Raw genomic sequence first — 23472 nt, forward strand, 5'->3', positions numbered from 1 at the left:
AACGATGTGACGAGGGAATTTGTTTTGAAGAAACTGAAGTTTTGGGGACATCACAGTTCCCTCGTCCTCCTCCTTGCCGTTGCTGGTCTGGTCGTTGATCAGATTGCCAAGTTCTGGGCTGTTGCTCATTTCTCAGGTGGTGGCATTCCTACAATTCCGGTCGGCCCTTTTCTGGATCTGGTTCTGGTCTGGAACAAAGGCGTATCCTACGGATTTTTCCAGCAAACGACTGAGTTGGGCCGCTGGGGACTAGCAGCCTTTACCGTTGTTGCTTCAGTTTTCATCTGGTTCTGGAGTGCGCGTGCGAGTAATCGGTTGGAAGGCTTTTGCCTTGGGCTGGTGCTATCTGGCGCCCTGAGCAATGGTTTTGACCGCCTCTATTATGGCCAAGTCGTCGATTACCTCTATTTCCATGTTGGGGAATTTTCCTGGTACGTCTTCAATCTGGCAGATGCATGGATTGTTATTGGCGCCGCTGGTTTGCTGCTCGACACCTTATTTATTGGCAAAAATAAGGATAGCCGGCCCTAAAACTGCCTAATTCTCAATTATATGTGGGGAATATCGGGTGCTTCTGGGCATAACTACACACTTAGGGCCTTCATGGTTTCGTGATTCCTGTTTTAAGGTGGCATCACTGGATTATGAGGACTACAGATTTCGCAGGCTGTCATTTGACCCGTGATGCCTGTCAAACGCCGTTTTGATGGTGATCGGGAAACAAGGGTAATGAAATTGCAAAGCCGTAGCAAAAAATTCGTTGTTCGGGCCACTTTTGTTTGCGGGCTCTCTCTCGCACTATCTGCCTGCATGACAGGTAATGGTGACTTCGATGATGGCACTGAAACCACCGATTTAAGTTTGATGACTGGTGTGTTGAGCGCGGTTGGTCTTGAGTCTCAGAAGAACACTGACATCAAGTACAAAGAACGTGCTCCGCTTGTTATGCCGACACAGGCTGGCAACCTTCCGCAGCCAGATTCTCGCAAGCTTTCTGAAGTCGCTAGCAACTGGCCGGTTGACCGCTCTAAGGAAGAACTTGAAGAGATCCGTGCGTTCTACAAAGTAGAGCCGGGTGAACCTTTGAGCATTGAACAAATGCGCGGCCACCCTGCACTGGAAAAAGCAGCAGCTCGCCCTCGCGATTTCGCAGCTGAGAAACGTCAGCAGCAGCTTCTCGACGGTGACAAGCTGTCTCCAACTGAACTGGCTGCTCTTGGCAAACAGTATCAGGCTGCCAAAAAGCAGCTTGGTGGCAAGGATGTAGAAGCTCCGATTTGCTCACCGGGCGATCCAAGCTGTACCCCAACACGCAAATATCTGACTGAGCCTCCAGTTGCTTACTCCACTCCTGTTGCAGGCGTTGCCTTTGCAACCCCTGAAGTGGACGAGAGCGAGCTTGTACGCAAGAAACGTGAAGAAGCAGCCATTGAAGATGGTGCTCGTATCGACATGAGCAAACAGTAAGGCCCCTCTTTTACAGAGAGTTCAAGTCTTACTGAAAGCCTGAATAAACTATGAAGCAAGCGCGATGATGTTCGCGCTTTTTTCATTATAGCTGCAATAGATTACGAATAATTCACGAGGAGATTAACCACAATCACGGTATAGGTAGGGCAGCTGTGTCCTGCTCATTTTAAAGGGAGCCCCCTACGTGACTGGTCGATCTCTTGCGCTTAAAGCCCTCGCTTTAAGTCTGGTTGTTTTCGCAAGCCCAGTATTGCCCGTGGCTGCGGATACGACAGGGAAAGCTTCAATCGAAGACTTTTCAAAAATACACATCGGCGGAACCGATGTTTCCCAAACCACTCTCGACAATGGCCTTCAGGTGGTTATCATCCCTGACCGACGCGCCCCGATTGTGACCCACATGGTGTGGTACCGCGTTGGTGGAGCAGATGAAAAGCCCGGTAAATCCGGCATCGCGCATTTTCTTGAACATCTCATGTTTAAGGGAACCAAGAATACACCAGAGGGTGAATTCTCCCAAAAGGTTGCGCAGGTGGGTGGTCAGGAAAACGCCTTCACTTCTCAAGATTACACAGCCTATTATCAGCAGGTTGCCAAAGAGCATCTGGAAATGGTGATGGGCTATGAGGCTGATCGCATGTCCAACCTGATCCTGACTGAGAAGCAGGTTGATCCGGAACGGGATGTGGTGCTGGAAGAGCGTTCTCAACGTGTGGACCGCAGCCCTGCTGCCAGACTATCTGAGACGTTCGATCAGGTCCTGTTTCCGAACAGCCCCTACGGTATTCCGGTGATTGGCTGGAAAGACGAAATTCAGGCGCTGAACAAAGCCGATGCGATCGCCTTTTATGACAAGTACTACACACCAAACAACGCGATCCTGATTGTCGCGGGTGACGTGACCTCAGAAGACGTTCTGGCCCTCGCCAAGAAGACCTATGGCAAGGTTGAGCAACGTGCAGACCCGGGACCTCGTGATCGTCCGCATGTCCAGATCGTGCCAGGTAATCGCGAAGTTAGACTGCAGAGTGATCAGGTTGCGCAGCCAAGCCTGCAGCATGGCTGGATCGTACCAAGCTCAACCACCGCCGAGCCAAGTGACTCTGAAGCTCTTGAAGTGCTTTCAGACATTCTGGGCGGCGGTGCTAACAGCCGGCTGTACAAAGCGCTGGTGATTGAAGGCGAGGTCGCGACCAGTGCTGGCGCCTGGTACCAGTCTACCGCTTTGGATGACACCCGCTTCATTCTTTACACCTCTCCAAAGGATGGTGTTGAGCTTGAGGAACTTGAAAAGCGTGCTTTGGCAATCGTGAATGACGTTCTTGAGAACGGTGTGACAGCTGAAGAAGTGGAACGTTCTAAACGTTCTATGCTGGCCTCCGCGATTTACGCGCAGGACAAACAAGATGTTCTGGCGCGCATCTTTGGGACAGCTTTGACCACAGGCGGCTCCGTTGAGAAGGTACAGACCTGGCCTGCTCGCATTGCCAAAGTGACACCTGAACAGGTTCAGGCAGTTGCACAGAAGTACCTTAGTGAAACCAGTGTGGCGAGCTATCTGATGCCTGCCGCAAAACCTGAAAATGCAGAGTGAGAGGGGACGCTCTATGAAAGCTAAAGTTCTTATGGCAGCTTCTGCCTCCGCTTCCCGCATGACGGCAAGCTTGTTTGCGTTGCTGGCCTTGTCATTCCTGTTCGTCGCCACCTTTGTGCAGAACAGTCAGGCCATCGAGATCCAAGAGGTAAAAAGCCCTGAAGGTATCACTGCTTGGTTGGTGGAAGATTACACTGTTCCAATCATCGCGCTGAACTTTGCGTTTGCAGGTGGTAATTCTCAGGATTCAGATGCCAAACTGGGTGTAACCAACCTTTTGAGCACTATGCTTGATGAAGGGGCTGGAGATCTGGATTCCCAAGCCTTTCAGGGACGCCTTGAAGATCTGACTATGAGTCTATCCTTCAGTTCTGGCCGTGACTTCTTTTATGGGTCCTTCCAGAGCTTGCAGGCCAATAAAGATCACACTTTCGAAATGCTTCGTCTGGCTGTGAACGAACCACGTTTTGACAATGATCCGCTTGAGCGGATGAAAGCACAGACAATCTCTGGCATTCGTCGCAGCCTGAAGCGTCCAGACGCTCTGGCTGGTCTGAATTTATCCAAAACCATCTTCCCGGATCATCCTTATGGCCGTCCAAGCCGAGGAACAGAGGATACGGTTGCCAAGCTGACTTCTGATGATCTGAAAACACAGCGTGCAAAGATCTTTGCAAAGGACTCTTTGAAGATCGGCGTTGTGGGAGCCATTAGTGCTGATGAGCTGGCCAGCGTTCTGGACAAAGTCTTTGCTGATCTGCCTGAAAACGGTGACCTGGTTGCCATTCCCAATGTGGAGCCTGTCACAGACAAGGCTGTTCACGTTGACTTTGAGAGCCCACAGACTTCCATTCAGTTCGCTCTGCCGGGTTATGAGCGTCATGATCCGAAGTTCATGTCTGCCTTCGTCATGAACCACATTTTGGGTGGTGGCTCATTCTCCTCATGGCTCTATGATGAAATCCGTGAGCAGCGTGGTCTGGCTTACTCTGTTGGTTCTTATCTGGTTCCTTACAAGCACGCAGCGCTGCTGATGGGGTCTACTGGCACACGTTCAGACAAAGCCGGTGAAGCGATTGATATCATCAAAAAGCAGATGGTGCGGATGGCGCAGACTGGTCCTACGCCGGCAGAACTTGCAGAAGCGAAGTCTTATCTGACTGGCAATTATGCGCTTAACTTTGACAGCTCGAGCAGCATTGCCCGTCAGCTGACAGGCATTCAGACGCAGGAGTTGGGCATCGATTACATCGACAAGCGCAATGAGATGGTTGAAGCGGTGACGTTGGAAGGTGTTCGCGAGGTTGCTCAGGACATGTTTGATGGCATTGAGCCAACCTTTGTTACGGTTGGCAAACCGCTGAACTAACCTTCATTCAAAGTAAGAAAAACAAACAGGCGAGTTGATGAAAATCAGCTCGCCTCTTTCTTTAGCGAGCGTGGGTTTGGCGCGCCTTGCAGAACGTCTGCACGGACTGGACGTGGCGGTGAGAACAGGAAGCCCTGCGCACAGCGGATGTCCATTTCCAGAAGCTCCAGCACAGCGCCTTCGCTCTCCACGTGATCCACGATCAGCTCGATGCCATAGCGTTGTAGCAGGCTACCGAAGTCTGCCGGGTGGATGTTGCTCTTGGCCAGATCATCTTCATGCAACAACAAACGTGATGCATGCAGCTTTGCGAACCGGAAGCCGCGATCAGCCAAAGCACGGAAGTCCATGCGCAGGTCGGTGATGCGATCTACAGAGAAACGGAAGCCCAACTCAGCAAGTGCTGCGAGGCTTTCGTACTCAATCGCGCTCATGACAGCTACATCAGCCTGAGAGAACTCGAAGATCAGCAAATCTGAGTAGGTGTCGTTGGCGCGCACGAACTCCAAAAAGCCCGGGAAGAAGTTTTCATCCATGAGCGTGCTTGGAGACAGGTTACAGAACAAGCCTGCTTCTCTGTTGCGGGTTGCCAGACGCTTCAGGATCTGGAGAGATCGGAACAACAAAATGTTGTCGATCGCTGGCATTTGGCCGGTGCGATCCGCTTCCTGGAGGAACTCGATTGGCTCCAGTGTGTCGCCATTGGCTTTACGCAGGCGCGTCAGGGCCTCGTAATAACGAACACGGCGCTGCGGCAACGTGACGATTGGCTGGAGGTAGAGGTCCACCCTGCCCGCTTCGATGCTTGCGCGAATTTCTTCAGCCAACGCGGCATTGGGATGGTGCATGCGCGGAGCTGCCGGGCGCTTCATTTCCGGTGCACGTGTCTCAGCAAACGGTTCATGCACTGCTGCCATCGGTTGGCTTGCTGCCATTGGTTGGCCCGCAGCGCTCGCAAATGCTGCTGCAGCCTGACTGGCCAGATCAACGGATGGTTCCTTCACCGCTTGCGGCGAGGCTAAGCGTTGAGCTGGTTGAGGCTGAAACTGTGCTTGCTTGGTGCGCTGGTCCTCGATGGCGATGCCCTGATCCTCGATCCGGGTTTCCATGTCGGCCATTGCTTCGGCCATCTGCTTCACCAGAGAACCGATAACCTCCACTTCAGCAAACAGCGGGTCGATCTCTTCCCGGGTGCGGCGTGGAATGTTGTGCTCTACACCAGTAAGGCGGCCTTCGAGGTTGCCTACATCATCATCAATGACTGCAATCCGCTCTTCCAAGCGATTGACGGCGTCAGATACTGCGGATTTTTCCTGAGAGCGGGTCAACATGAAATGGATGAAGATCATGGTGCACATCGCCGTGAAGGCAACGGTGATGGCCTCGCCAACCGGACGCGCAAAAAGGTAGACCATCACAGTGCCACAAGAGGCCGCAATGGCTGAAATAGAAAACAAAATGGAAATGTTCGCCAAGCGCGTCATATCCTCAAGAGTACCTGTTGGTCCGAATCACAAAATACATACCTGAATTTTGCCGCATTTACCGAGGTCGTTCGAACCCTATACCCATTATATTTCTAGGGAAAACCCGTGTTGTCCCCGCAAGAATGACAATAGAGCTACATATATCATCAGCGCATACGATTTTCGTCACAATCCCGAGCTGAACTTAGGCGCGCGATTCTGGCGAACGGCGATATTTATCGGGTAAGAAAGTTGCTCGAAGCGTTCTGCGTGAAAGAAATTAACTGCATAATGCAATCAACCTCGAAAACGAAAAGGGTTTGTTTACCCTGTTTGCACAAACTCAGGGTGTCGAATGATTGTCGGCATGATGTATTGATTTTTGAGGTTGCCTGCCAATGGGATCCCCCAAAGCTACCAATAGGTTTTTGAACGCCTGTGTCGTGGACACTAATCGTGCAGAGGCTCGTAAAACCAGTAGTGCTTTGTCGAAGCATGTTACCAGCGGACAACCTGCGCATGTTCTTGCCAGTAAGGAACATGCCGTCGCCTTTTTGCGACATACCCCAATCAACATCGTTATTGTCGATCTTGAATGCATTGGAGGAGAAGCCGAGCTTTCTGAGATTGTCGCTGCTGCTCCACGCGCGGTTATGATTGCAGTCAGCGCCAAGGGGTCTGTGAGCCGTGCCATGAATGCCATGCGCAATGGCGCTCATGACTTTTTGACCAAACCCTACACAAGCGAAATGCTTTTGGAGAAACTTGAAGCACATCTGGGTGTCTTCAAGAGAGCGGCACCTTCCCCTTCACTTCCAGTCTCAGCTAGCCCAGAGGCAATTGTCTCCAGTGACACGTCTGGAACGGCTGCTCAGTTTGAAGGGTTTGTGGGCGCTTCCAACCGTATGCAAAGCGTTTATGCGCAGATCAACCGGATGGCCACATCCAGCGCACCGGCCTTCATTACCGGAGAATCAGGTACAGGCAAGGAATTGTGTGCACAGGCGCTGCACGCCAGATCTGCACGCAAAGGCGGGCCTTTTGTCGCAATCAACTGTGGAGCGATTCCAGCCAATCTGATGGAGTCTGAGATCTTCGGTCATGCACGCGGTGCCTTTACCGGAGCTGATGAAGCCAGAGCCGGGGCGGCAGAGCTTGCCGATGGGGGAACTCTGTTCCTTGATGAAATTGGCGAGATGGAACTCTGCCTGCAGAGCAAGCTTTTGCGCTTCCTTCAGACCGGCTCCATTCAGCGGGTTGGAGAGCATAAACCGCGTTCACTGGATCTGCGCGTTATCTGCGCAACCAACAGAGATCCCAAAACAGAGATCACCGCTGGTCGCTTTCGTGAAGATCTGTTCTATCGTCTCCACGTCCTGCCGATCCGTCTGCCCGCTCTTCGGGAGCGCCGCGAAGACATCCCGTCTCTTGCTCAAACATTCCTGAAGAAGTACGCAGCAGAAGAAAACCGCAGATTTCAGCGTTTTTCGACCTATGCAGAGGCTCTTTTGCTGCAGCACAGCTGGCCGGGTAATGTGCGCGAACTGGAGAATGTCATTCGCCAGCTTGTGGTCATGAATGACGGTGATGAAGTCACTGAGCTCATGCTCTCTCCTTTGCTGCGCGAACAGGCTGTTCCGGTCCTTTCTGACATTGCCTTCAGCACAAGCGAACCGATGCCTTCCATGGGGCGGTCTATCGAACCGCTCTGGTTTCAGGAAAAGCAGATTATCGAGACCACGCTTGAAACTTTTGACGGCAACATTGCCCTTGCAGCTGCCGCTTTGGAAATCAGCCCCTCGACCATCTACCGGAAGAAGCAATCCTGGGCTGAACGGGCCAGTGCCTGATCAATTGCGTGGTAATTGCTTAACCATCGCATGTGGAATGTCTTCGTGACGCATATCTAAGCTGCCTCAACAAATGGGGCAGTATTGTCTCCCTTAGATTTAAGAGTTATACCACCGCCAAGAATCAGGTGAGTGCCGCAGATGTTGTGTTCTGCTGGCTCTAGGGGGCTAACAATGCCATTTACAGTGAGAGGGATGTCAGCTTACGCAAAAGCTGCAGCCTGTTCTATTTTTGCGGTTGCTTTGTTGGGTAGCGCTGCATCTGCTGAAGACAAGAGCGTGCCGAGCGCTGGCTTTAAAGCTGCGCAGGACGCTTATGCCATTGCCTGGCAGCAGCAGCCACTCGCTTTTACGGCAGCAAAGTTCATCGCGTTACCAGCTGAAAGTTACGGTGCTTATACAGCTTTGGAGACTGCAGAGTTCCAGAGCGGTGACCCACTGACCGTGTACGCTGAGCCTGTTGGCTTCTCTTATAAAGAGGTGAGCGGCACATATGCGATTGATCTGAGCGTTGACTTTGAACTGCGCAACACCACTGGTCAGGTGCTTGCCTCTCAGGACGGGTTTACCGCGTTGCACTCCGCAAGCTTTAATCAGATCCGCGAGTACCAGACCTCTTTGAGTTTCAACCTTACAGGGCTGCAAGCTGGTGAGTATGTGCTGAAAGTACAGTTTAACGACGAGAACTCGGAAAAATCCGGCAGCTTCGAGCTTCCGTTTTCCATGAAGGATGCACCTCTTCAGAACTAAGAGCTGAAAGCTTCCTGTTAAAGTTCAAAAGCTGGCTTTGATCTTAAAGCCGGCTTTTCTTTTGCGCTGATTCCGGAAAATATCATGCAGGGAGCATAGACAGTCCATTCGTCTAGGGTGAGTTGTGACTGTACCCAGATTGCCCCCAATTTCTCGCAGTATTCCTATATTTTTTGGGCTTCACATTATTTTTTTGCTGCTCTCTCCTTGACTATACAAGGGTGTGAAACTACATCATTTCACGGTTGTTAGCACTCTGCCTTTGGGAGTGCTAATCACTGTGGGCCCGCAAGGTTTCACCCACTCTCAAAGTTTTTAACCTTCGCGTCCGGGCGCTGCCTAAAAGGGGCGCTCGCGTATGAGAGGAAGAGCCAATTATGAAGTTTCGTCCGCTACACGACCGTGTTGTCGTTCGCCGCATTGAGTCTGAAGAAAAAACAGCTGGTGGCATCATCATTCCTGACACTGCAAAAGAAAAGCCACAGGAAGGCGAAGTTATCGCTGTTGGCGCTGGCGCACGTAAGGACAACGGTGAGCTGATCGCTATCGACGTTAAAGCTGGTGACCGCGTTCTGTTCGGCAAATGGTCCGGTACTGAAGTTAAGATCGACGGTGAAGACCTGCTGATCATGAAGGAATCCGACATCATGGGTATCCTGGCTTAATTCCAGGCCATTGTTGAGACCCTACGATCCCTTCTGTTATTCAAGAATTTAAGTGAGACAAAACCATGGCTGCTAAAGAAGTCAAATTCGGCTCCGATGCCCGCGACAAGATGCTTAAAGGCGTCGACATCCTTGCAAACGCTGTAAAAGTTACCCTCGGCCCTAAAGGTCGTAACGTTGTTCTGGATAAAGCATTCGGCGCACCACGCATCACCAAAGATGGTGTTTCTGTTGCGAAGGAAATCGAACTTGAAGACAAGTTCGAAAACATGGGCGCACAGATGGTGCGTGAAGTTGCTTCCAAAACCAACGACATCGCTGGTGACGGTACAACAACTGCGACAGTTCTGGCGCAGGCTATCGTTAAAGAAGGTGCAAAGTTCGTTGCTGCTGGCATGAACCCAATGGACCTGAAGCGCGGCGTTGACATGGCAACTGCTGCTGCTGTTGCAGACCTGACTTCCCGTTCCAAGACTATCTCTTCTACTGACGAAGTTGCACAGGTTGGCACTATCTCTGCTAACGGCGACACCCAGATCGGTGAAGACATTGCTGAAGCAATGCAGCGTGTTGGCAACGAAGGTGTTATCACCGTTGAAGAAGCTAAGTCCCTTGAGACTGAGCTTGAAGTTGTTGAAGGTATGCAGTTCGACCGCGGTTACCTTTCTCCATACTTCGTCACCAACGCTGAAAAGATGATTGCTGACATGGAAAAGCCGCTCATTCTCCTTCACGAGAAGAAGCTTTCCAACCTGCAGCCAATGCTTCCAATCCTTGAAAGCGCTGTTCAGTCTTCCCGCCCACTCATCATCATCGCTGAAGATGTTGAAGGTGAAGCACTGGCAACTCTCGTAGTTAACAAACTGCGTGGTGGCCTGAAGATTGCTGCTGTTAAGGCTCCTGGCTTCGGCGACCGTCGTAAAGCAATGCTCGAAGACATCGCTATCCTGACTGGTGGTACCGTGATCTCTGACGATCTGGGCATCAAGCTGGAAAACGTAACCATCGACATGCTCGGCACTGCTGACAAGGTGAACATCTCTAAAGAGACCACCACCATTGTTGACGGCGCTGGCGACAAAGCTGACATCGAAGCACGCGTTGCTCAGATCAAAGCTCAGATCGAAGAAACTTCTTCCGACTACGACCGTGAAAAGCTGCAGGAACGTCTTGCTAAGCTTGCTGGTGGTGTTGCAGTTATCCGCGTTGGCGGTGCAACCGAAGTAGAAGTTAAAGAGAAAAAAGACCGCATCGACGACGCTCTGAACGCGACCCGCGCTGCTGTTGAAGAAGGTATCGTACCAGGTGGTGGTACTGCTCTGCTGCGCGCTAAAGCTGCAGTTGAGAAAGTATCTTCCGAGAACGTTGACATTGAAGCTGGTATCAAGATCGTTCTGCGCGCTCTTGAAGCTCCACTTCGCCAGATCGCTGAAAACTCCGGCGTTGAAGGCTCCATCGTTGTTGGCAAGATCCAGGACAACATCGCTGACGAAACCTTCGGCTTTAACGCTCAGACCGAAGAATACGTCAACATGATCGAGTCTGGTATCATCGATCCAACTAAGGTTGTTCGTACAGCTCTTCAGGATGCAGCATCCGTTGCCGGCCTGCTGATCACCACTGAAGCAATGGTTGCTGAACTGCCTAAGAAAGACTCCGGCCCAGCAATGCCTCCAATGGACGGCGGCATGGGCGGCATGGGCGGCATGGGCTTCTAAGCCAAGCCAACCAACGCTTAAACGAACTAGGGCATCCTTCGGGGTGCCCTTTTTTGCATTGTCACAAACAGCTTTAGCTAGGAATTAGCAACACATGAGTGAACTAAAACAAAAACACCATGACATTTGGCAAGCAGTCAAAGACCAGATGTCTGACACTAAACTGCCGATTAAACTGAGAAATAATGTTCCTGACGGAAGTTACTACGACATCAAATTTGGCATACCGAACGCTTACCTCAGCCTTCACTACCTGGATGAAGAAAACTGCGCGAAAGTTATGATCAACTTTCGGAATGAGCGCGGCGAGGCCTACTTCAAAGAACTGCTACGCCAAAAAGAACATGTTGAGACCGAGATCGGCGCATCCCTTGATTGGGACCCTGCTGAACATGCTCGATATTGCAGCATAGTTTTATGGAAAAGAGATGTTGATCTTGGCACCAACACGACAATGCCTGAGCTTGCAGATTGGTATGTAACCTGGCTTGGAAACTTCCACATGGCACTCTTCCCTCTGCTCTCAGCAATTCCCAAATAGCAATCGAAATGAAAGCACCTTAAATGGTGCTCTTATTTTTTTGCGTTACGCTTCAACCTGTTCGACCTTTAAACACTCAATCTGATCCAACAATCTGCTTCAGCTGACAATCGGAAGAGTCTTATATGAAAAATCGCGTGGCTTTGGTTTTTGGTTCAACAGGCCTGATTGGCTGTCAGGTGGTTCGGCGGTTGCTTACCAGTGAGGCGTATGGCGAAGTTCATGCCATGACTCGCAAAGAGCTGAGTATTGAGAATGCTAAGCTTCATGTGCATCTGACTGATTTCAGCGACCTTTCCTCCCTTCAACTACCAACAAACGTGACAGATGTGTTTTGCTGTCTGGGCACCACGCAGAAGAAAGCTGGCTCAAAAGAAGCGTTTTACGCGATTGACTTCCAACTTGCCTTCGATCTTGCGCGGCTGGCACGTGAGGCGGGTGCAGAGCAGTTTCTCATGGTTTCTTCGATTGGTGCTGCGGCAGACAGTTCCAACTACTATCTGAAGGTCAAAGGGGAGCTGGAACAGGCGGTTCGTGGGTTGTCTTATCCTTGCACAAAAGTGTTCCGACCGTCTTTGTTGCTTGGTGAGCGTCAGGAACAACGCTTTGCGGAAGGGCTAGCTGGATCAGTACTGCCACACCTTTCGTTTCTCTTCCAAGGCCCTTTGCGGAAGTATCGTCCAATCGAGGGCACAGCAGTTGCACATGCATTGGTTGCGGGGCCCTTGAAGGTGGGAATGGATTTCGCGTTCTGGAAGGCGACGAGATTGCAAAGTTAGCTGGCTGAGCGAAAATCTTATCCCCCTCTCCCTAACACACTCCATACGAATCCTGTGTCCATGTAAACGGGCACCTCTTGAGGTGTTTTTATGCCTCGCTGTGGTGCTCTAAGTCAGCGTTTTGGGCTCCGGCCTTTTGTCTAACTCGCCCTGTTACCGATTGAGTGATAATCGACATACCATTAGACATAACTTTGTATTTCAAGGTGTTAACAACTATGCATGTTAGATTTTTAATACATTTATTTCTATTTGGTATTCTGTTTACACCAGCTGGTACGCTCGCACAGCAATACATACCCGCACCTGTACACGCGGTTAGCTTTGATGAATGGACTGCCGCTAATGCACGTCTGGCTAATCAACAACCACTGGAAGAAATTCTTGGTATCTTAGGATTGAGCAGAAAGGACTGGGCTGAGGTCAACACAGCGTTTGAAACCGCACTCGCGACGACACCCGGTTATAAACTGGTTGAACACTATGGCGCTGTATTCACTAGTCCAGCAGTTGGCCGTTTTCAGAAAATAGAAGCTCAACCAGAACCTCACGAAGCATTGAAGAGTTATAGTGACTTTTCACGCATTGAATCACATTTGAGCGTTGCCTCTACGATTGGCGAAGATATCCATCCCGTTTTGCAGTCATATGGTTTCACGCTTTATCAGTACACACAGGAAGCTAACCGCTGGCACGAAGTGCGAGCAAAGGCGGCACGTACCGGCAACAACGCAGAAATCTATCGTCAAAGGCAAATTGACCAGCAGTTTAAGGCGCATTTCGAGAAGCTCTACAAACAGAGCGGAAATTAAGCTGGCTTTCTTCTTGTAAGATCTTATCCCCCTCTCCCTAACACACTCCATACTAATCTCATGTCCACGTACACGGGCAGCTGGCGGAGCGACCGTCGGTGTGGCGTGGGCTGGGCGGGGCTACCGGGAGACATAACGCATCCTCCGGCGGGTCCGTTGAAACACCCCTTGAAAGTCTTTAGTGCAGGGACCAAGCGGAAGCTGGTCACCCGATGGGCGTCTACACTGGCAGCTGCAGCTGTCAGGGACAAGTCAAACTGTCCTTTACAGCAACTGCCCTGACTGTGAGACCTGAAGCAAAGCCTTGTGTTTTGTAAGGGCTGATCTTGATGGGTAGGCACCTGCTCCCAATGCCTTTCGGTGGAGACCTTGTTTCATACAAAAACGCCCGGGCGAGGCGAGCAGCCAATGCCGAAGAAACTAATTTACTTACAATGCGCAGGTATTGCCTGCTCGCCTTGCTCATCCCGCATCCTGGGAACCTAAGCTTCACCACTGCATGGGAAACCATGTGGTGCCATTGGTGTTTGCAGGCCCTATTCGCCAGCGACGGGCCCTTCAGCCGTCTTGCTACCACCTTTGTGGAACAGCTCGTAGATATCTTCCAAAGACACTCCTTTGGTCTCTGGTGCGCGGCGGATGGCGTAGACGGTTCCGATGCAACAGCATATGGCGAAGAACAGAAAGATCTCGGTGATCGTGAAGAGCTGGTTCAATTTGGGGAAACCAAACACCACAAGGAATGTGAAGACCCAGTTGACGGTTACCGCCACGACCATTCCTTTGGCTCTCAGGTAATTGGGGAATACCTCTGACATATAGACCCATGGCAGCGGCCCCATGGAGAGGGAATAGGAGATCACGTAGAGGCAAAGACCTGAGACAGAAAGAGCTGTCCCAATCCCGTCCCCCATGAGAAATCCTCCCACGATCAGGAATTGAGAGAGTGCGCAGGCGGGTAAGCCGTAGACCATCAGGGGCCTGCGGCCAACGCGGTCAATGAGGAGCAAGCTGGCAGCGGCAGCGAGAGCGAGGGCTGCACCAAGACCGACCGTTGCAGACAGGCGGCTGGCTTCCTCAGAAAAGCCCAGGTCGCCGAAAAGTTCCGGTGCGTAGAGGATGACCGCATTGATGCCGCTGAGCTGCTGGAACAGGAAGGTGAAGACGCAGAAACTGGTGATAGGCCGGTTTCGTGGATTGATGAGATCCAGCCATCCCCCCTTTTGGTCTGCCACTTCGGCGAGGTCTTCCTCAATCCGCTTAACATTGCCTTTGACCCACGCCACAGATCGGGTTGGTTCAATCTTTTCAAAGACCGCCTCTGCCTCTGCCGAGCGCTTTGCCATGACGAGCCAACGCGGGCTTTCGGGGGCACTCCAGATGCCAAAGAGTAGAAACGCTGCAGGGATCGCGGAAAGGAGGAACATGAACTGCCAGCGATTAATGGCTTCTGCGCTGTAGCCGAGATCAAGCGTGATCAGGTTGGAGAGGTAGCCAATCAAGACACCAAAGGAGATCATAAACTGGAACGCGCCGAGCATACGGCCTCTGATCTTGCGCGGTGCAATTTCGGAGACATATTGGGGGCCAGCCATTGAAGACAGGCCAATCCCCATTCCGATGAGTGAGCGGGCAAATGTGAGGATGAAAAGGTCTTGCGCAACACTGGATAAGACAGCCCCGGTGATAAAGAACAGGGCTGCAATGATGACCGTTGATCGTCTGCCAAATTTATCGCTGAGATAGGCGCTCAGGTAGGCTCCAATCAAACCGCCGATGGACAAGGACGCGACCAGAAGACCTCCCCAATACGCGGAGAATTCAAACTCTGCTTTGATGGGCTCATAAGCGCCAGCGATGACGCCTTCGTTGTAGCCATAGAGCAAACCACAGAGTACGGCGATACATGCCAAGAGGATAATCATGCGCAATCCCTTTAAAGACCAAGGGAAAGTATAGGCGGAGGTCTCTAACCAACCGGAGGACACACAGCCCTGAATTGAGCTGTTTTTCGCAAGACCCCAATAACGTTTGATCACCAAAAGGAAAGGCGACATGGATATTTTTAGTTTCTCCAGGGTGACCCGGAGGCTTAAACTGCACCTGTTGGGAATTACAGCATTGAGCTTTTCGCGGCCTTTGCCTTCAATTAAGGTTCCCGTCACATGATCAGCGCAAGACCTTCCGAAGCGCTTCAACCTTTGCCAACCAGGATTTGCCATGATTGCTCTTCAGGATTTTCCCGCAGCTCGTTTTGACGAGTTTCAGATCATTTCCGTCTCTGAATACGCTCAGGACCTGATGGATAATCGCGGAATGGAAGAGCATGCTGCGTTGAAAAAGGCCGAGGACGGCTTGTTAAAGGCCTTTCCCGAGGGAAAAAGCAACGAACACAACAAGCTGCTCAGCATCATGAAAAAGACGAAGGCTGGCCAGGTGGAAGTTGGCTTTCTCTGGTACTCGCTTCAGGATGATGCGTCTGCCTTCATCATGGATTTTCTGGTTTACTCAGAACATCGGGGCAAGGGGTATGCTTCCAAAGCTCTTGAAGCATTGAAGGCAACGTTCAAGAAAGATGGCCTGACGCGCATTGGTCTTCGTGTCGCCCCTGACAATCACGGCGCCATACGCACCTACTACAAGGCTGGCTTTAACGTGACCGGATGGAACATGTCCTGCGAGTTTTAGTTTGCAGAACACGCTCTCAATGATTGACGTTTTGTTGAAGTGACTTCATTTCCGTTGTGGGCGGACGGCTGCTAAGGTTTTGGCAATTCCAATGCATGACCTGATTTAAGGATCTGAGATGATTGCACGCAAAGCTGCAAAAGCCCTTGCCGTTCTTCCTTTGCTTTATGCTGTGAGCCAGCCTGCACAGGCTGCTGAGACCGAAACCGCAATTTTTGCTGGTGGTTGCTTCTGGTGTATCGAGTCTGACTTTGACAAGATTGAAGGCGTTCTTGAGACCACATCCGGCTATACAGGTGGCCGCAGTGCAAACCCGACTTACAAGCAGGTTTCTGCTGGTGGCACGGGTCATATTGAAGCGTTGGAAGTGAAGTTTGATCCGGCTAAGGTGTCTTATGAAGAGCTGCTGACAGCTTTCTGGCATTCTGTTGATCCAACAGATGCCGGTGGTCAGTTTTGTGATCGTGGTGAGAGCTATCAGACAACCATCTTTGCAACCTCCCCTGCGCAGCTGAAAGCGGCAAAGGCCTCTAAGAAAGCGCTTGGAAAATCAGGTGAGGTCAACCGCCCGATTGTAACACCAATCCGCACTGCAGCGCCGTTTTATGATGCTGAAGATTATCATCAGAACTACTACGAGAAGAACCCGATCCGCTACAAGTTCTACCGCTACCGCTGTGGCCGTGATCAGCGCGTCAAGCAAGTCTGGGGTCCAAATGCTTACAAAGGTATCCCCGGAGAGCACTAAGGGTTTAGTATAGAACTTAAGAAGACCAGAGGCATTGCTCTGGTCTTTTCTTTTAGGTGTATTGCTGCACGTCGGGAAAGCTCCCTACTCTTGGTAGTACATGCGATAGATACCGCCGGCAGAGTCATCTGAGATTAATAATGACCCGTCGCCAAGTTCGACCACATCAACCGGGCGGCCCAGATAATCGCCACTGGCATCAATCCAGCCAGTTGCGACGATACTTGGCGCTCCTGCTTCCTCTTTCTCGTTGATGGGCACAAACACTACGCGTGCGCCAATTGGCACTGAGCGGTCCCATGAGCCGTGCTGTGCGATGAAGACGCCGCCCTTGTATTCTTCAGGGAACATATCGCCTTGATAGAACGTCATGCCCAAACTTGCGGCATGGGCGTCCAGCTCAACTTCCGGGTTCACCACACCACTTGGGACAGGCTCATCAATATAGTGAGGTGTACGGACAGTTCCACCGCCATACCATGGGAAGCCGTAGTTCTTGCCCGGCTCGGTGCCTTTGTTCAGCTCTTCAGGCGGGATGTCATCTCCCATGCCGTCCACCTGATTGTCGGTAAACCAGAGATTGCCGGAGTTTGGATGAAACTCCAATCCTACGGAGTTTCTGATCCCTGTCGCGTAGACCTGACGGTCCATGCCATCTGCGGTGATGGAGATAATGCCGCCAATGCCGAGGCTGTCATAGAGTTTCAGCTTCATCTTGGGCGGGACATTGTAAGGCTGTCCGAGCGAGATATAGATGCGGCCATCCGGGCCCTGATCACACACGCGGGAGGAGTGATTATAACTTTCTTCAGAGGGCGGGATAAGCATACCCTTGCCGACCAGCACCTTCACCGCAGGCTTGCCCTGCTCTTTGTTTTCCAATGCCTTCGGAAAGCTCAGGACACGGTTTTGCTCTGCAAGGACCAATGAGCCATCTTTGGTGAAGCACACACCATTGGGGATGATGAAGGACTGATCTGGAGCGAATTGGCGAACTTCTGCAGCTTTCTTGCCCTCTTTATCCGGAGTAACGACCCAGACTCTGTCGGTAGTCGTCCCTACAAAGATAGTCTTGCCATCAGGCGCGACTGCCATATGGCGGGCGTCAGGAACGGCAGCGTAAGGTTCGATATGGAAGCCTTTGGGCATGACCACAACTTCAGTGTTGCGAGCCAGAGTTTTCTGCTCTTCAGAGACTTGCTCCACAAACTCCGTTTTGACACCATCAACCATTTTGGTGGTCGTTGCTGCCAGAGATGTGGTTAGCAGCAAGGCGTAGGCGCACCCTGTCAGGACTCCAAAGAGAACGGGCTTTGTGGTGCACATAAGTTTTTCCTTCCTGAAAGGCCTAGAAATTTGACTGAGAAAATTGATCGGAATATTGGAATGCTCTGCTTTTTTGAGCTGCCACTATGCGCTCATTCAAAGTCTGAGGAGAATACTCAGATATGACGGGAATTCGGTTTATAGAACCACAAAAATTGAAGATATTCACTTAGCGGAAGTTGCGTTTTGTGGTGCTAGAATACGACATGACGTAAATTTGAAAGTGTGGACAAAGAACAAAGGAAAGGTGCCCACTTGCAATTGCCTCATTTTCGTGCCAAATCCTACGCATCATCAAGAGAAGGGCTGGCGCCCTCGCCAACCTGCCTAACCGGGCAAGGTGGTCTCCGCCAAAAGGGATGTGGTTTCGAAGTGAGGATGTTGTCTTCATCATTCGTAACAACCAAGCGGTAGTTTCAATGGATTTTGCGCCAGTCCTCCTCGGGAAACCGATGGAGGATTTAATGTTTGATATTGCTGGTCAGCCACAGTCTGCATGGCAATCGTATGTATCTGAATATGTGCCTCAATCTTTGAGGGAAGCCGTCGCACACCTTGCCGACGAGTTTACTGCTGCCTATTTGCTGGATTGTCTGATTCTGGAAAAAGGGCTGCGCAGTCGGCTGCTCTCCAACTCAACACGACAGCCAAACACGCCGCTGACCACCGACGAACGCTCTGACCGGTTTGCTATGTTGCTTCGCCTATGGGCAGAAGGATGCCATACCGTTGTTGACGAGCGCCTGTTTGCAGATACCGCACGCCGTCGTCCTGAAGAACTGGAAGCATTACGCGAGTACTTCAGGCAAAACGCATTGCGCTCGAGAAAGAAATTCCCGAGCTAAGTAAGCTGCACTACAATACAAACTGATTTTTAAGCTGCGCGGCTGCCGAATTTTGCAGGAGGCGTAGCAAACGGGTCTGCGAACATTGCAAGCCACAGGCTCTGTGCGATGCGCTGTGCAGTTGCCAGAAGAAGCGGTGCTGCTTCTGGCGAGAAGATCGCGTAGACCTCCTCTTCAAACAGGTCCATCCACTCATGGAAGTTCTCAGTGGTGACACCTTGAATTCTAGCGTGAGCCGGAACGGGTTTGCCCTTGTACGACCCAGTTTTTAGCAGAACTGATGCCCAAAAGTGCTTCATCTTGTGCAGATGCGGCCCCCAGTCCTCCCCCATCTCCCTCAGGAAAATGGTGCCAAGCGTTTCATGCTGGCGGACCTTGCCATAAAAGCTCTCAACCAGATGATTGATCTGGGCAGGTGTTATGGAAGGATCAAGCGGTGTCCGTTCACGCGCTGACATAACGGGAATTTTTGATGACACTGCTTGTTTCCTATTCCTGATCCGCGATCCGCTTAAGCTTTGTTGTACTTAGCACGTTGCTCTTCAGAGATCACAATCGGCTTGCCGTTATCGTCAACAGCAACAAAGGTGAACTGAGCATTCGTAACCTTCTCGCGATAGCCAAAGCGGTGACGCAAAGCCCAAGCCTCGATGGCAAGCGTTACAGAAGTTCTGCCAACACGGAGCACATTGGAGTAGACACACATTACATCGCCCACTTTAACTGGGCGGATAAAGGTCATGCTGTCGATCGCAACAGTCACAACGCGCTCCATGGCGCACTGGCTTGCTGCAATACCGGCGGCAATATCCATTTGAGAGACGACCCAACCGCCGAAGATATCGCCAGAAGCATTGGTGTCTGCCGGCATCGCCATTGTGCGCGTGGTCAGCTCCCCAATCGGCTGTTCTTCTTCGACAGCGTCTCTTGTATCATTCATAGTTCTAAAGCTCCGTAGATCCATCAAGCGAAATGCTATGCATGGCGAAGCTCAACTACTCAAGCAGGGATCATCGCCATATGGAAGCAATCAACAACCTGGGTCGCACATTTCTTGGTGTTGGCCCGAGCGGTTTCAGCAACGCATTCATCTACTGCATTCTCGAATAATTTCAACCAGCTGGCAATATCATCACTGCATACCTGCTTTGCGGCACCGCGATACTTGCCAAGTGGACGGCCAGAATAGCTTCTGTCTTTCATGAGAGCGGAGCACCAGAAACGCACGGCCTGAGCTTCGTAATCCTCCCAGTCGCACTTCATGCTATTCTGGTAGACCGATGCCAGCTCGCCATTATGGCGGAGCTTTTCTGAATGCCTTGCAACCAAAGCACGCACTTGAGAATGCGTCAGGTCAGGATGGATTGGTGTGCACTCGTCCTGTGGGCGAATGTCAAAATGCTGATAGGTCATCTCGATGTTTCAGGAGCCTTGTTGGGACAAGGCCCATGCCCTTTTTGTTAGTTCGGGTCACTTTTACTCAAATACCGAGTTTAAAGCTCTGCGGCAGCTCGTAGCACCTCTGGCTTTTCGAGGCAGTAATATCCAGAGAGGCGGCTGATAACGCCTTCTCTCTTCCAGACATTGAGCACGCGGCTGACATTCTCACGGGCACCACCAGCCATATTGGCGATTTCAGCCTGAGAGATCTTATAGTGAACGAGGATTTTGCTGCTATCGACTTTTTTGCCAAATGTTTCAGAGAGTTGCAGCAGTGTCTGCGCAACGCGTCCATTGAGTGGCAAGAACGACCGTGCGGCGAGAGCATCGTTTGAACGACGCAGGCGCGTGGCTACGATCTGCAGCATGTGACGGTAAACAGCGGGGTTCTCATCAGCATAACGATAAAATGCAGCTTTGGAGATAAATGCAAGCTGGCTCGGCTTAAGTGCCGTAACGGTAGCAGATCGCTCACTGCCATCAAGCAAAGCAATTTCACCTACCAGAGAGCCCTGCCCGAGAACTGCAAGCAGTTGCTCACTGCCATCCAACGAGACAACGGAGACTTTCATGCTGCCTTCGATGATTGCATAACAACCATTACCAGGATCCCCAGCCTTGAAGAGAACTGCGCCGGATTTCAATGACATAGGCTGAGCTATCTCAGAGAGACCATGTGCGTGTTCCTCGGCCAAACCCGACAGTGAAAAGCTGTTTTGAAGGAGTTCTTTGAACTTTGTCATCTTGCCACAAGATCCTGACGCGCCGTAGATTCAGTTTTTTAGTTTAAGCTGCATCAATATAATTGATGATTTTAATTAGGTCTATCATGCGGCCATTTTGTGACCGGAGTCACAGAGATATTCTTTAGTTTTAGGCAAATTAGGGGTGTTCATAAATACCCCAACGTTTATGGCAAATTCAAAAGGAACGATCTCTTCAACCGCAGGAAGAGATCGTTCTTAGAACAAGAAGATATCTTTTTCCATCAAAAGAAACGGAAATTCCTCACTTATCAGGAACTTCAGCTGGTTCTCTCGGGATGAGCTCTGGCGCACGTTTTTCTTTTTGACGGGTTGGGCCTGCTCTTCAGGATAGGATGGCCGACATAGGACCATCGCCGAATCCTGCGCCTCATTGATTCCGTGCCAGAAGAAATCTCTCAGATCCGTGTCTTCATCAGCCATTGGCAGATCTGGACCTGAGAATATAGTTTCTAATCCGGCTTTGGTTGCGCGCTTGGAAATGGAATTGCTCGATCGACTAACACCAGCAGGCAGTACCAGAGCGGGTTCTCGTCCTGTCATCATGCAAAGCACCGTGATGAGCGCGGAATGCACGGCAGGGTGCTTTGCGAGGTTTCCCTGAATGGCAACAAAGGCGGGTGGACGAGCATAGACTTCTTCGAACAGATCCACCTGAGCGGCGATCTCAGCGGCGATCGCCTCTTCCGGTAGCATCTTCATGGGGCTGCGCATTGCGTACCACCACGGCGCGGGGAACGTCTCTCCGAATACCGTCCGACCAAAATCAGTGAGTGGTCCGGCAGGTTTTGTCAGTGTGACTGTCAGGCCGACCATGGTTTCATGTTCGGCCCAGGCAACCACGTCACGAAGCTGGTAGAACTCCCTCGACCACATCTTGCCAGTGACAACACAGCCTACGGCAGAAAGCCGACCTGCGATGATAAGATCGCAGATCGCCCGGTCAACACCATAGCTTTGCCCAAATTCGAGACTCGTCAAGAGGATGCGCTTCATCGCGCGGATCTCCCAATCCAAAAGGTTCAGGAGTACATTTAACAAAGCCTGCAAATTTAACGCAACGGAATCTCAGCTGTTTCAGTTGGATTTCAGGGGCTGTTTGGGGTCTGACAATCGGTAGACCCGTACATTTTCAATAGCTGTTTTTCCGAATAATCCCTTATTCTCTCGGGGGATGGTCTTTAGCAGCTCAACCTGATTGAAGTTGGCTTTCAGCTTTTGAGAGCGGTCTCTTCTTTCCTCGGTGACGTACAGCATGTCACTATTTTCGGGATTTTGGAGATTATCGGGAATCATTGCATAGCGCATTCGCTCAGGAATTCCATAGACTTTGAGGTCTGTCTTCTTGAGCGCATTCGACATTTGGCCAGTCAAACCATAGCTGGTTGTGCCAATCCAATTGATGTCATTTGCGTCTGCCAACTCGGTCAGTTCATCGCCAATTTCTTGCCAACCACGCATCTGATGCGTTGGATCTTTGCGGCCCAAAGATGTGTTGAGCGGAGTGTAGGCGTGGATATAAACCAAGCCAGCTACAACGACACCCAGGCCGACTGCAGTCGGGGCAAGCACTTTGAACCAGCGGCCAACATTAGCAGGCGGATAAGCTGCTGCAATACCAGCGAACAGGGCCAGTGTCGGGTACATCGGAGCTGGCCAGTTGCCTTGAACACGCGAATGGAATGAATGGAAGGTCAGATAGACCAGGAACGGCAGGACAGTCAAAACCAGCAGGCTGGCCGTGTTGTCTTGCCTTATCATTTTGCGAGTGACGCGCCATGCACCAACCATCGCAATAATGAAGACGAGTGGGTTCAGCAGTCCTGCGACGGCGCCGATGAACTCGCCAATATATTTGGCGGAATACCCTTCTGGTACAGAACGCCCAAACTGCTTTACGAAAGAAATCCACTCATGCTGTGAGTTCCAGTAGAGTACAGGAGAGAAGATCGCGATTGCCAGTGCACCGCCGAGCCACAACTGCCAGGATAGGAAGTATCTGCGGTTCTCAGGCACCCATACGAGCCAAAGAATAATCCCTACCCCCAAGAACAACACGGAGTATTTTGAAAGAAGGCCTAATCCCGCGAAGATGCCAGCGAGAATCCACCAGTTAGCGTTTTTCGAAACTGTCAGCTCTGCCATGGCCCACAAAGCCAGTCCCCAGAAGAAAACAGAGGGTGCGTCAGGTGTCGCTAACAAAGAGCCGACATCAATCAGCAAACTTGCGTTGAAAAACAGGACTGTCCAGCCCGCGACGTGGGTATCATATAGGATTTTTGCAGTTCGCCAGAGCGCAAGGGAACCGATTGCAGCAGACAGGATACTGATAAAGCGAACACCAAGTGCTGTATCACCGAACAAGGACTGGCCAAGCCAGATCCAATAGGCAACCATTGGCGGGTGGTCATAGTAACCCAATGCCGGATAAAGCCCCCATAAACGGTAGTAGGCTTCATCCTCAACCAGATCGACATTCATGCCAGTTGCCAGCCGCGCCAAAGACAGCACGGCGACAATCAGAATCAGATTGGTCGGGCGCAACCAAAAGCTCAGCGGCTTTCCTGCGGGATTGTCCTGCATTTAAATGCTTTCCTCTAAGTGCTTTAACTTTGGTTTCCTGCGTTTCTTCTTCTGAAAAGCGGCT

The 23472-nt window shown here is 51.2% G+C and carries 23 protein-coding genes and 1 riboswitch; of the genes, 14 read left to right on the plus strand and 9 right to left on the minus strand.

Features of this window, described 5'->3' with window-relative positions:
- Positions 1 to 24 precede the first annotated feature (24 nt).
- The 4 genes from lspA (at position 25) to BM231_RS05825 (ending at position 4433) form a co-directional block, all read left to right on the plus strand.
- Positions 25 to 531, plus strand: coding sequence for a signal peptidase II (gene lspA / locus BM231_RS05810; RefSeq protein ID WP_093517532.1), 507 nt, complete (start codon positions 25 to 27; stop codon positions 529 to 531).
- 198 nt (positions 532 to 729) lie between these two features.
- Positions 730 to 1467, plus strand: coding sequence for a hypothetical protein (locus BM231_RS05815; RefSeq protein WP_208860113.1), 738 nt, complete (start codon positions 730 to 732; stop codon positions 1465 to 1467).
- Positions 1468 to 1654: 187 nt separating this feature from the next.
- The gene (locus tag BM231_RS05820; protein ID WP_093517536.1) at positions 1655 to 3064 is read left to right on the plus strand and encodes a M16 family metallopeptidase; all 1410 of its coding nucleotides are present in this window, start codon (positions 1655 to 1657) and stop codon (positions 3062 to 3064) included.
- 13 nt (positions 3065 to 3077) lie between these two features.
- The gene (locus BM231_RS05825; RefSeq protein ID WP_093517538.1) at positions 3078 to 4433 is read left to right on the plus strand and encodes a M16 family metallopeptidase; all 1356 of its coding nucleotides are present in this window, start codon (positions 3078 to 3080) and stop codon (positions 4431 to 4433) included.
- A 44-nt stretch (positions 4434 to 4477) separates the two neighbouring features.
- Here the strand turns inward: BM231_RS05825 and BM231_RS05830 are convergent, their stop codons facing one another.
- Positions 4478 to 5917 (minus strand): EAL domain-containing protein, encoded by a 1440-nt coding sequence (locus BM231_RS05830; protein ID WP_093517540.1) that lies wholly within the window; start codon positions 5915 to 5917, stop codon positions 4478 to 4480.
- Positions 5918 to 6342: 425 nt separating this feature from the next.
- Between BM231_RS05830 and BM231_RS05835 the strand changes: the two genes are divergently transcribed.
- The 7 genes from BM231_RS05835 to BM231_RS05865 all read left to right on the plus strand — a co-directional run bounded on the left by BM231_RS05835 (position 6343) and on the right by BM231_RS05865 (position 13014).
- A complete protein-coding gene (locus BM231_RS05835) occupies positions 6343 to 7749 on the plus strand; it encodes a sigma-54-dependent transcriptional regulator (protein WP_093517877.1) in 1407 nt (468 codons plus the stop codon).
- A 174-nt stretch (positions 7750 to 7923) separates the two neighbouring features.
- The gene (locus BM231_RS05840; RefSeq protein ID WP_093517542.1) at positions 7924 to 8499 is read left to right on the plus strand and encodes a hypothetical protein; all 576 of its coding nucleotides are present in this window, start codon (positions 7924 to 7926) and stop codon (positions 8497 to 8499) included.
- A gap of 377 nt (positions 8500 to 8876) precedes the next feature.
- The gene (gene groES / locus BM231_RS05845; protein WP_057464068.1) at positions 8877 to 9164 is read left to right on the plus strand and encodes a co-chaperone GroES; all 288 of its coding nucleotides are present in this window, start codon (positions 8877 to 8879) and stop codon (positions 9162 to 9164) included.
- A 65-nt stretch (positions 9165 to 9229) separates the two neighbouring features.
- Positions 9230 to 10882 (plus strand): chaperonin GroEL, encoded by a 1653-nt coding sequence (gene groL / locus BM231_RS05850; protein ID WP_093517544.1) that lies wholly within the window; start codon positions 9230 to 9232, stop codon positions 10880 to 10882.
- A gap of 94 nt (positions 10883 to 10976) precedes the next feature.
- Complete coding sequence (locus BM231_RS05855; RefSeq protein ID WP_093517546.1) at positions 10977 to 11423, plus strand: DUF4268 domain-containing protein; 447 nt, start codon at positions 10977 to 10979, stop codon at positions 11421 to 11423.
- 125 nt (positions 11424 to 11548) lie between these two features.
- Positions 11549 to 12202 (plus strand): NAD-dependent epimerase/dehydratase family protein, encoded by a 654-nt coding sequence (locus tag BM231_RS05860; RefSeq protein WP_093517548.1) that lies wholly within the window; start codon positions 11549 to 11551, stop codon positions 12200 to 12202.
- 218 nt (positions 12203 to 12420) lie between these two features.
- On the plus strand, positions 12421 to 13014 hold the full coding sequence (locus tag BM231_RS05865) for a hypothetical protein (protein WP_093517550.1): 594 nt from the start codon (positions 12421 to 12423) through the stop codon (positions 13012 to 13014).
- A gap of 536 nt (positions 13015 to 13550) precedes the next feature.
- Here BM231_RS05865 and BM231_RS05870 read toward each other — a convergent pair.
- Positions 13551 to 14939 carry a sugar porter family MFS transporter gene (locus BM231_RS05870; RefSeq protein ID WP_063310076.1) on the minus strand — a complete coding sequence of 463 codons (1389 nt, stop codon included), beginning with the start codon at positions 14937 to 14939 and terminating at the stop codon, positions 13551 to 13553.
- Between the two features lie 295 nt (positions 14940 to 15234).
- Between BM231_RS05870 and BM231_RS05875 the strand changes: the two genes are divergently transcribed.
- Positions 15235 to 15702, plus strand: a complete 468-nt coding sequence (locus BM231_RS05875; RefSeq protein WP_093517552.1) for a GNAT family N-acetyltransferase — start codon at positions 15235 to 15237, stop codon at positions 15700 to 15702.
- Positions 15703 to 15820: 118 nt separating this feature from the next.
- Positions 15821 to 16450, plus strand: coding sequence for a peptide-methionine (S)-S-oxide reductase MsrA (msrA, locus tag BM231_RS05880; RefSeq protein WP_057463732.1), 630 nt, complete (start codon positions 15821 to 15823; stop codon positions 16448 to 16450).
- 84 nt (positions 16451 to 16534) lie between these two features.
- Here the strand turns inward: msrA and BM231_RS05885 are convergent, their stop codons facing one another.
- A complete protein-coding gene (locus BM231_RS05885) occupies positions 16535 to 17776 on the minus strand; it encodes a PQQ-dependent sugar dehydrogenase (RefSeq protein WP_093517554.1) in 1242 nt (413 codons plus the stop codon).
- 286 nt (positions 17777 to 18062) lie between these two features.
- Positions 18063 to 18193, plus strand: a riboswitch (SAM-I-IV-variant riboswitch).
- A gap of 47 nt (positions 18194 to 18240) precedes the next feature.
- Here BM231_RS05885 and BM231_RS05890 point away from each other — a divergent pair.
- The gene (locus tag BM231_RS05890; RefSeq protein WP_208860115.1) at positions 18241 to 18621 is read left to right on the plus strand and encodes a hypothetical protein; all 381 of its coding nucleotides are present in this window, start codon (positions 18241 to 18243) and stop codon (positions 18619 to 18621) included.
- Between the two features lie 29 nt (positions 18622 to 18650).
- Here BM231_RS05890 and BM231_RS05895 read toward each other — a convergent pair whose 3' ends face one another.
- From BM231_RS05895 to BM231_RS05920, 6 genes are all read right to left on the minus strand, one after another.
- Positions 18651 to 19100, minus strand: coding sequence for a group III truncated hemoglobin (locus BM231_RS05895; protein ID WP_244527144.1), 450 nt, complete (start codon positions 19098 to 19100; stop codon positions 18651 to 18653).
- Between the two features lie 32 nt (positions 19101 to 19132).
- Positions 19133 to 19561, minus strand: coding sequence for an acyl-CoA thioesterase (locus tag BM231_RS05900; RefSeq protein WP_063299644.1), 429 nt, complete (start codon positions 19559 to 19561; stop codon positions 19133 to 19135).
- A 59-nt stretch (positions 19562 to 19620) separates the two neighbouring features.
- Positions 19621 to 20034: a group III truncated hemoglobin gene (locus BM231_RS05905; protein WP_093517558.1), complete on the minus strand. Its 414-nt coding sequence runs from the start codon at positions 20032 to 20034 to the stop codon at positions 19621 to 19623.
- A gap of 80 nt (positions 20035 to 20114) precedes the next feature.
- Positions 20115 to 20804, minus strand: coding sequence for a Crp/Fnr family transcriptional regulator (locus BM231_RS05910; RefSeq protein ID WP_063295455.1), 690 nt, complete (start codon positions 20802 to 20804; stop codon positions 20115 to 20117).
- Positions 20805 to 21023: 219 nt separating this feature from the next.
- On the minus strand, positions 21024 to 21821 hold the full coding sequence (locus tag BM231_RS05915; protein WP_208860116.1) for a ChbG/HpnK family deacetylase: 798 nt from the start codon (positions 21819 to 21821) through the stop codon (positions 21024 to 21026).
- Positions 21822 to 21902: 81 nt separating this feature from the next.
- Positions 21903 to 23408 carry an ArnT family glycosyltransferase gene (locus tag BM231_RS05920; RefSeq protein WP_093517562.1) on the minus strand — a complete coding sequence of 502 codons (1506 nt, stop codon included), beginning with the start codon at positions 23406 to 23408 and terminating at the stop codon, positions 21903 to 21905.
- Between the last annotated feature and the right edge of the window lie 64 nt (positions 23409 to 23472).

The sequence above is a fragment of the Pseudovibrio ascidiaceicola genome (genome assembly GCF_900114245.1).
In the GTDB taxonomy this organism is placed as follows: Bacteria; Pseudomonadota; Alphaproteobacteria; order Rhizobiales; family Stappiaceae; genus Pseudovibrio; species Pseudovibrio ascidiaceicola.

Coding starts and splice junctions, on each gene's coding strand:
- BM231_RS05870 (WP_063310076.1), bottom strand. CDS start 14,939: ATGATTATCCTCTTGGCATGTATCGCCGTACTCTGTGGTTTGCTCTAT.
- BM231_RS05875 (WP_093517552.1), top strand. CDS start 15,235: ATGATTGCTCTTCAGGATTTTCCCGCAGCTCGTTTTGACGAGTTTCAG.
- BM231_RS05890 (WP_208860115.1), top strand. CDS start 18,241: ATGTTTGATATTGCTGGTCAGCCACAGTCTGCATGGCAATCGTATGTA.
- BM231_RS05860 (WP_093517548.1), top strand. CDS start 11,549: ATGAAAAATCGCGTGGCTTTGGTTTTTGGTTCAACAGGCCTGATTGGC.
- BM231_RS05885 (WP_093517554.1), bottom strand. CDS start 17,776: ATGTGCACCACAAAGCCCGTTCTCTTTGGAGTCCTGACAGGGTGCGCC.
- BM231_RS05825 (WP_093517538.1), top strand. CDS start 3,078: ATGAAAGCTAAAGTTCTTATGGCAGCTTCTGCCTCCGCTTCCCGCATG.
- BM231_RS05920 (WP_093517562.1), bottom strand. CDS start 23,408: ATGCAGGACAATCCCGCAGGAAAGCCGCTGAGCTTTTGGTTGCGCCCG.
- groES (WP_057464068.1), top strand. CDS start 8,877: ATGAAGTTTCGTCCGCTACACGACCGTGTTGTCGTTCGCCGCATTGAG.
- BM231_RS05900 (WP_063299644.1), bottom strand. CDS start 19,561: ATGAATGATACAAGAGACGCTGTCGAAGAAGAACAGCCGATTGGGGAG.
- groL (WP_093517544.1), top strand. CDS start 9,230: ATGGCTGCTAAAGAAGTCAAATTCGGCTCCGATGCCCGCGACAAGATG.
- BM231_RS05915 (WP_208860116.1), bottom strand. CDS start 21,821: ATGAAGCGCATCCTCTTGACGAGTCTCGAATTTGGGCAAAGCTATGGT.
- BM231_RS05855 (WP_093517546.1), top strand. CDS start 10,977: ATGAGTGAACTAAAACAAAAACACCATGACATTTGGCAAGCAGTCAAA.
- BM231_RS05910 (WP_063295455.1), bottom strand. CDS start 20,804: ATGACAAAGTTCAAAGAACTCCTTCAAAACAGCTTTTCACTGTCGGGT.
- BM231_RS05905 (WP_093517558.1), bottom strand. CDS start 20,034: ATGACCTATCAGCATTTTGACATTCGCCCACAGGACGAGTGCACACCA.
- BM231_RS05815 (WP_208860113.1), top strand. CDS start 730: ATGAAATTGCAAAGCCGTAGCAAAAAATTCGTTGTTCGGGCCACTTTT.
- BM231_RS05840 (WP_093517542.1), top strand. CDS start 7,924: ATGCCATTTACAGTGAGAGGGATGTCAGCTTACGCAAAAGCTGCAGCC.
- BM231_RS05865 (WP_093517550.1), top strand. CDS start 12,421: ATGCATGTTAGATTTTTAATACATTTATTTCTATTTGGTATTCTGTTT.
- msrA (WP_057463732.1), top strand. CDS start 15,821: ATGATTGCACGCAAAGCTGCAAAAGCCCTTGCCGTTCTTCCTTTGCTT.
- BM231_RS05830 (WP_093517540.1), bottom strand. CDS start 5,917: ATGACGCGCTTGGCGAACATTTCCATTTTGTTTTCTATTTCAGCCATT.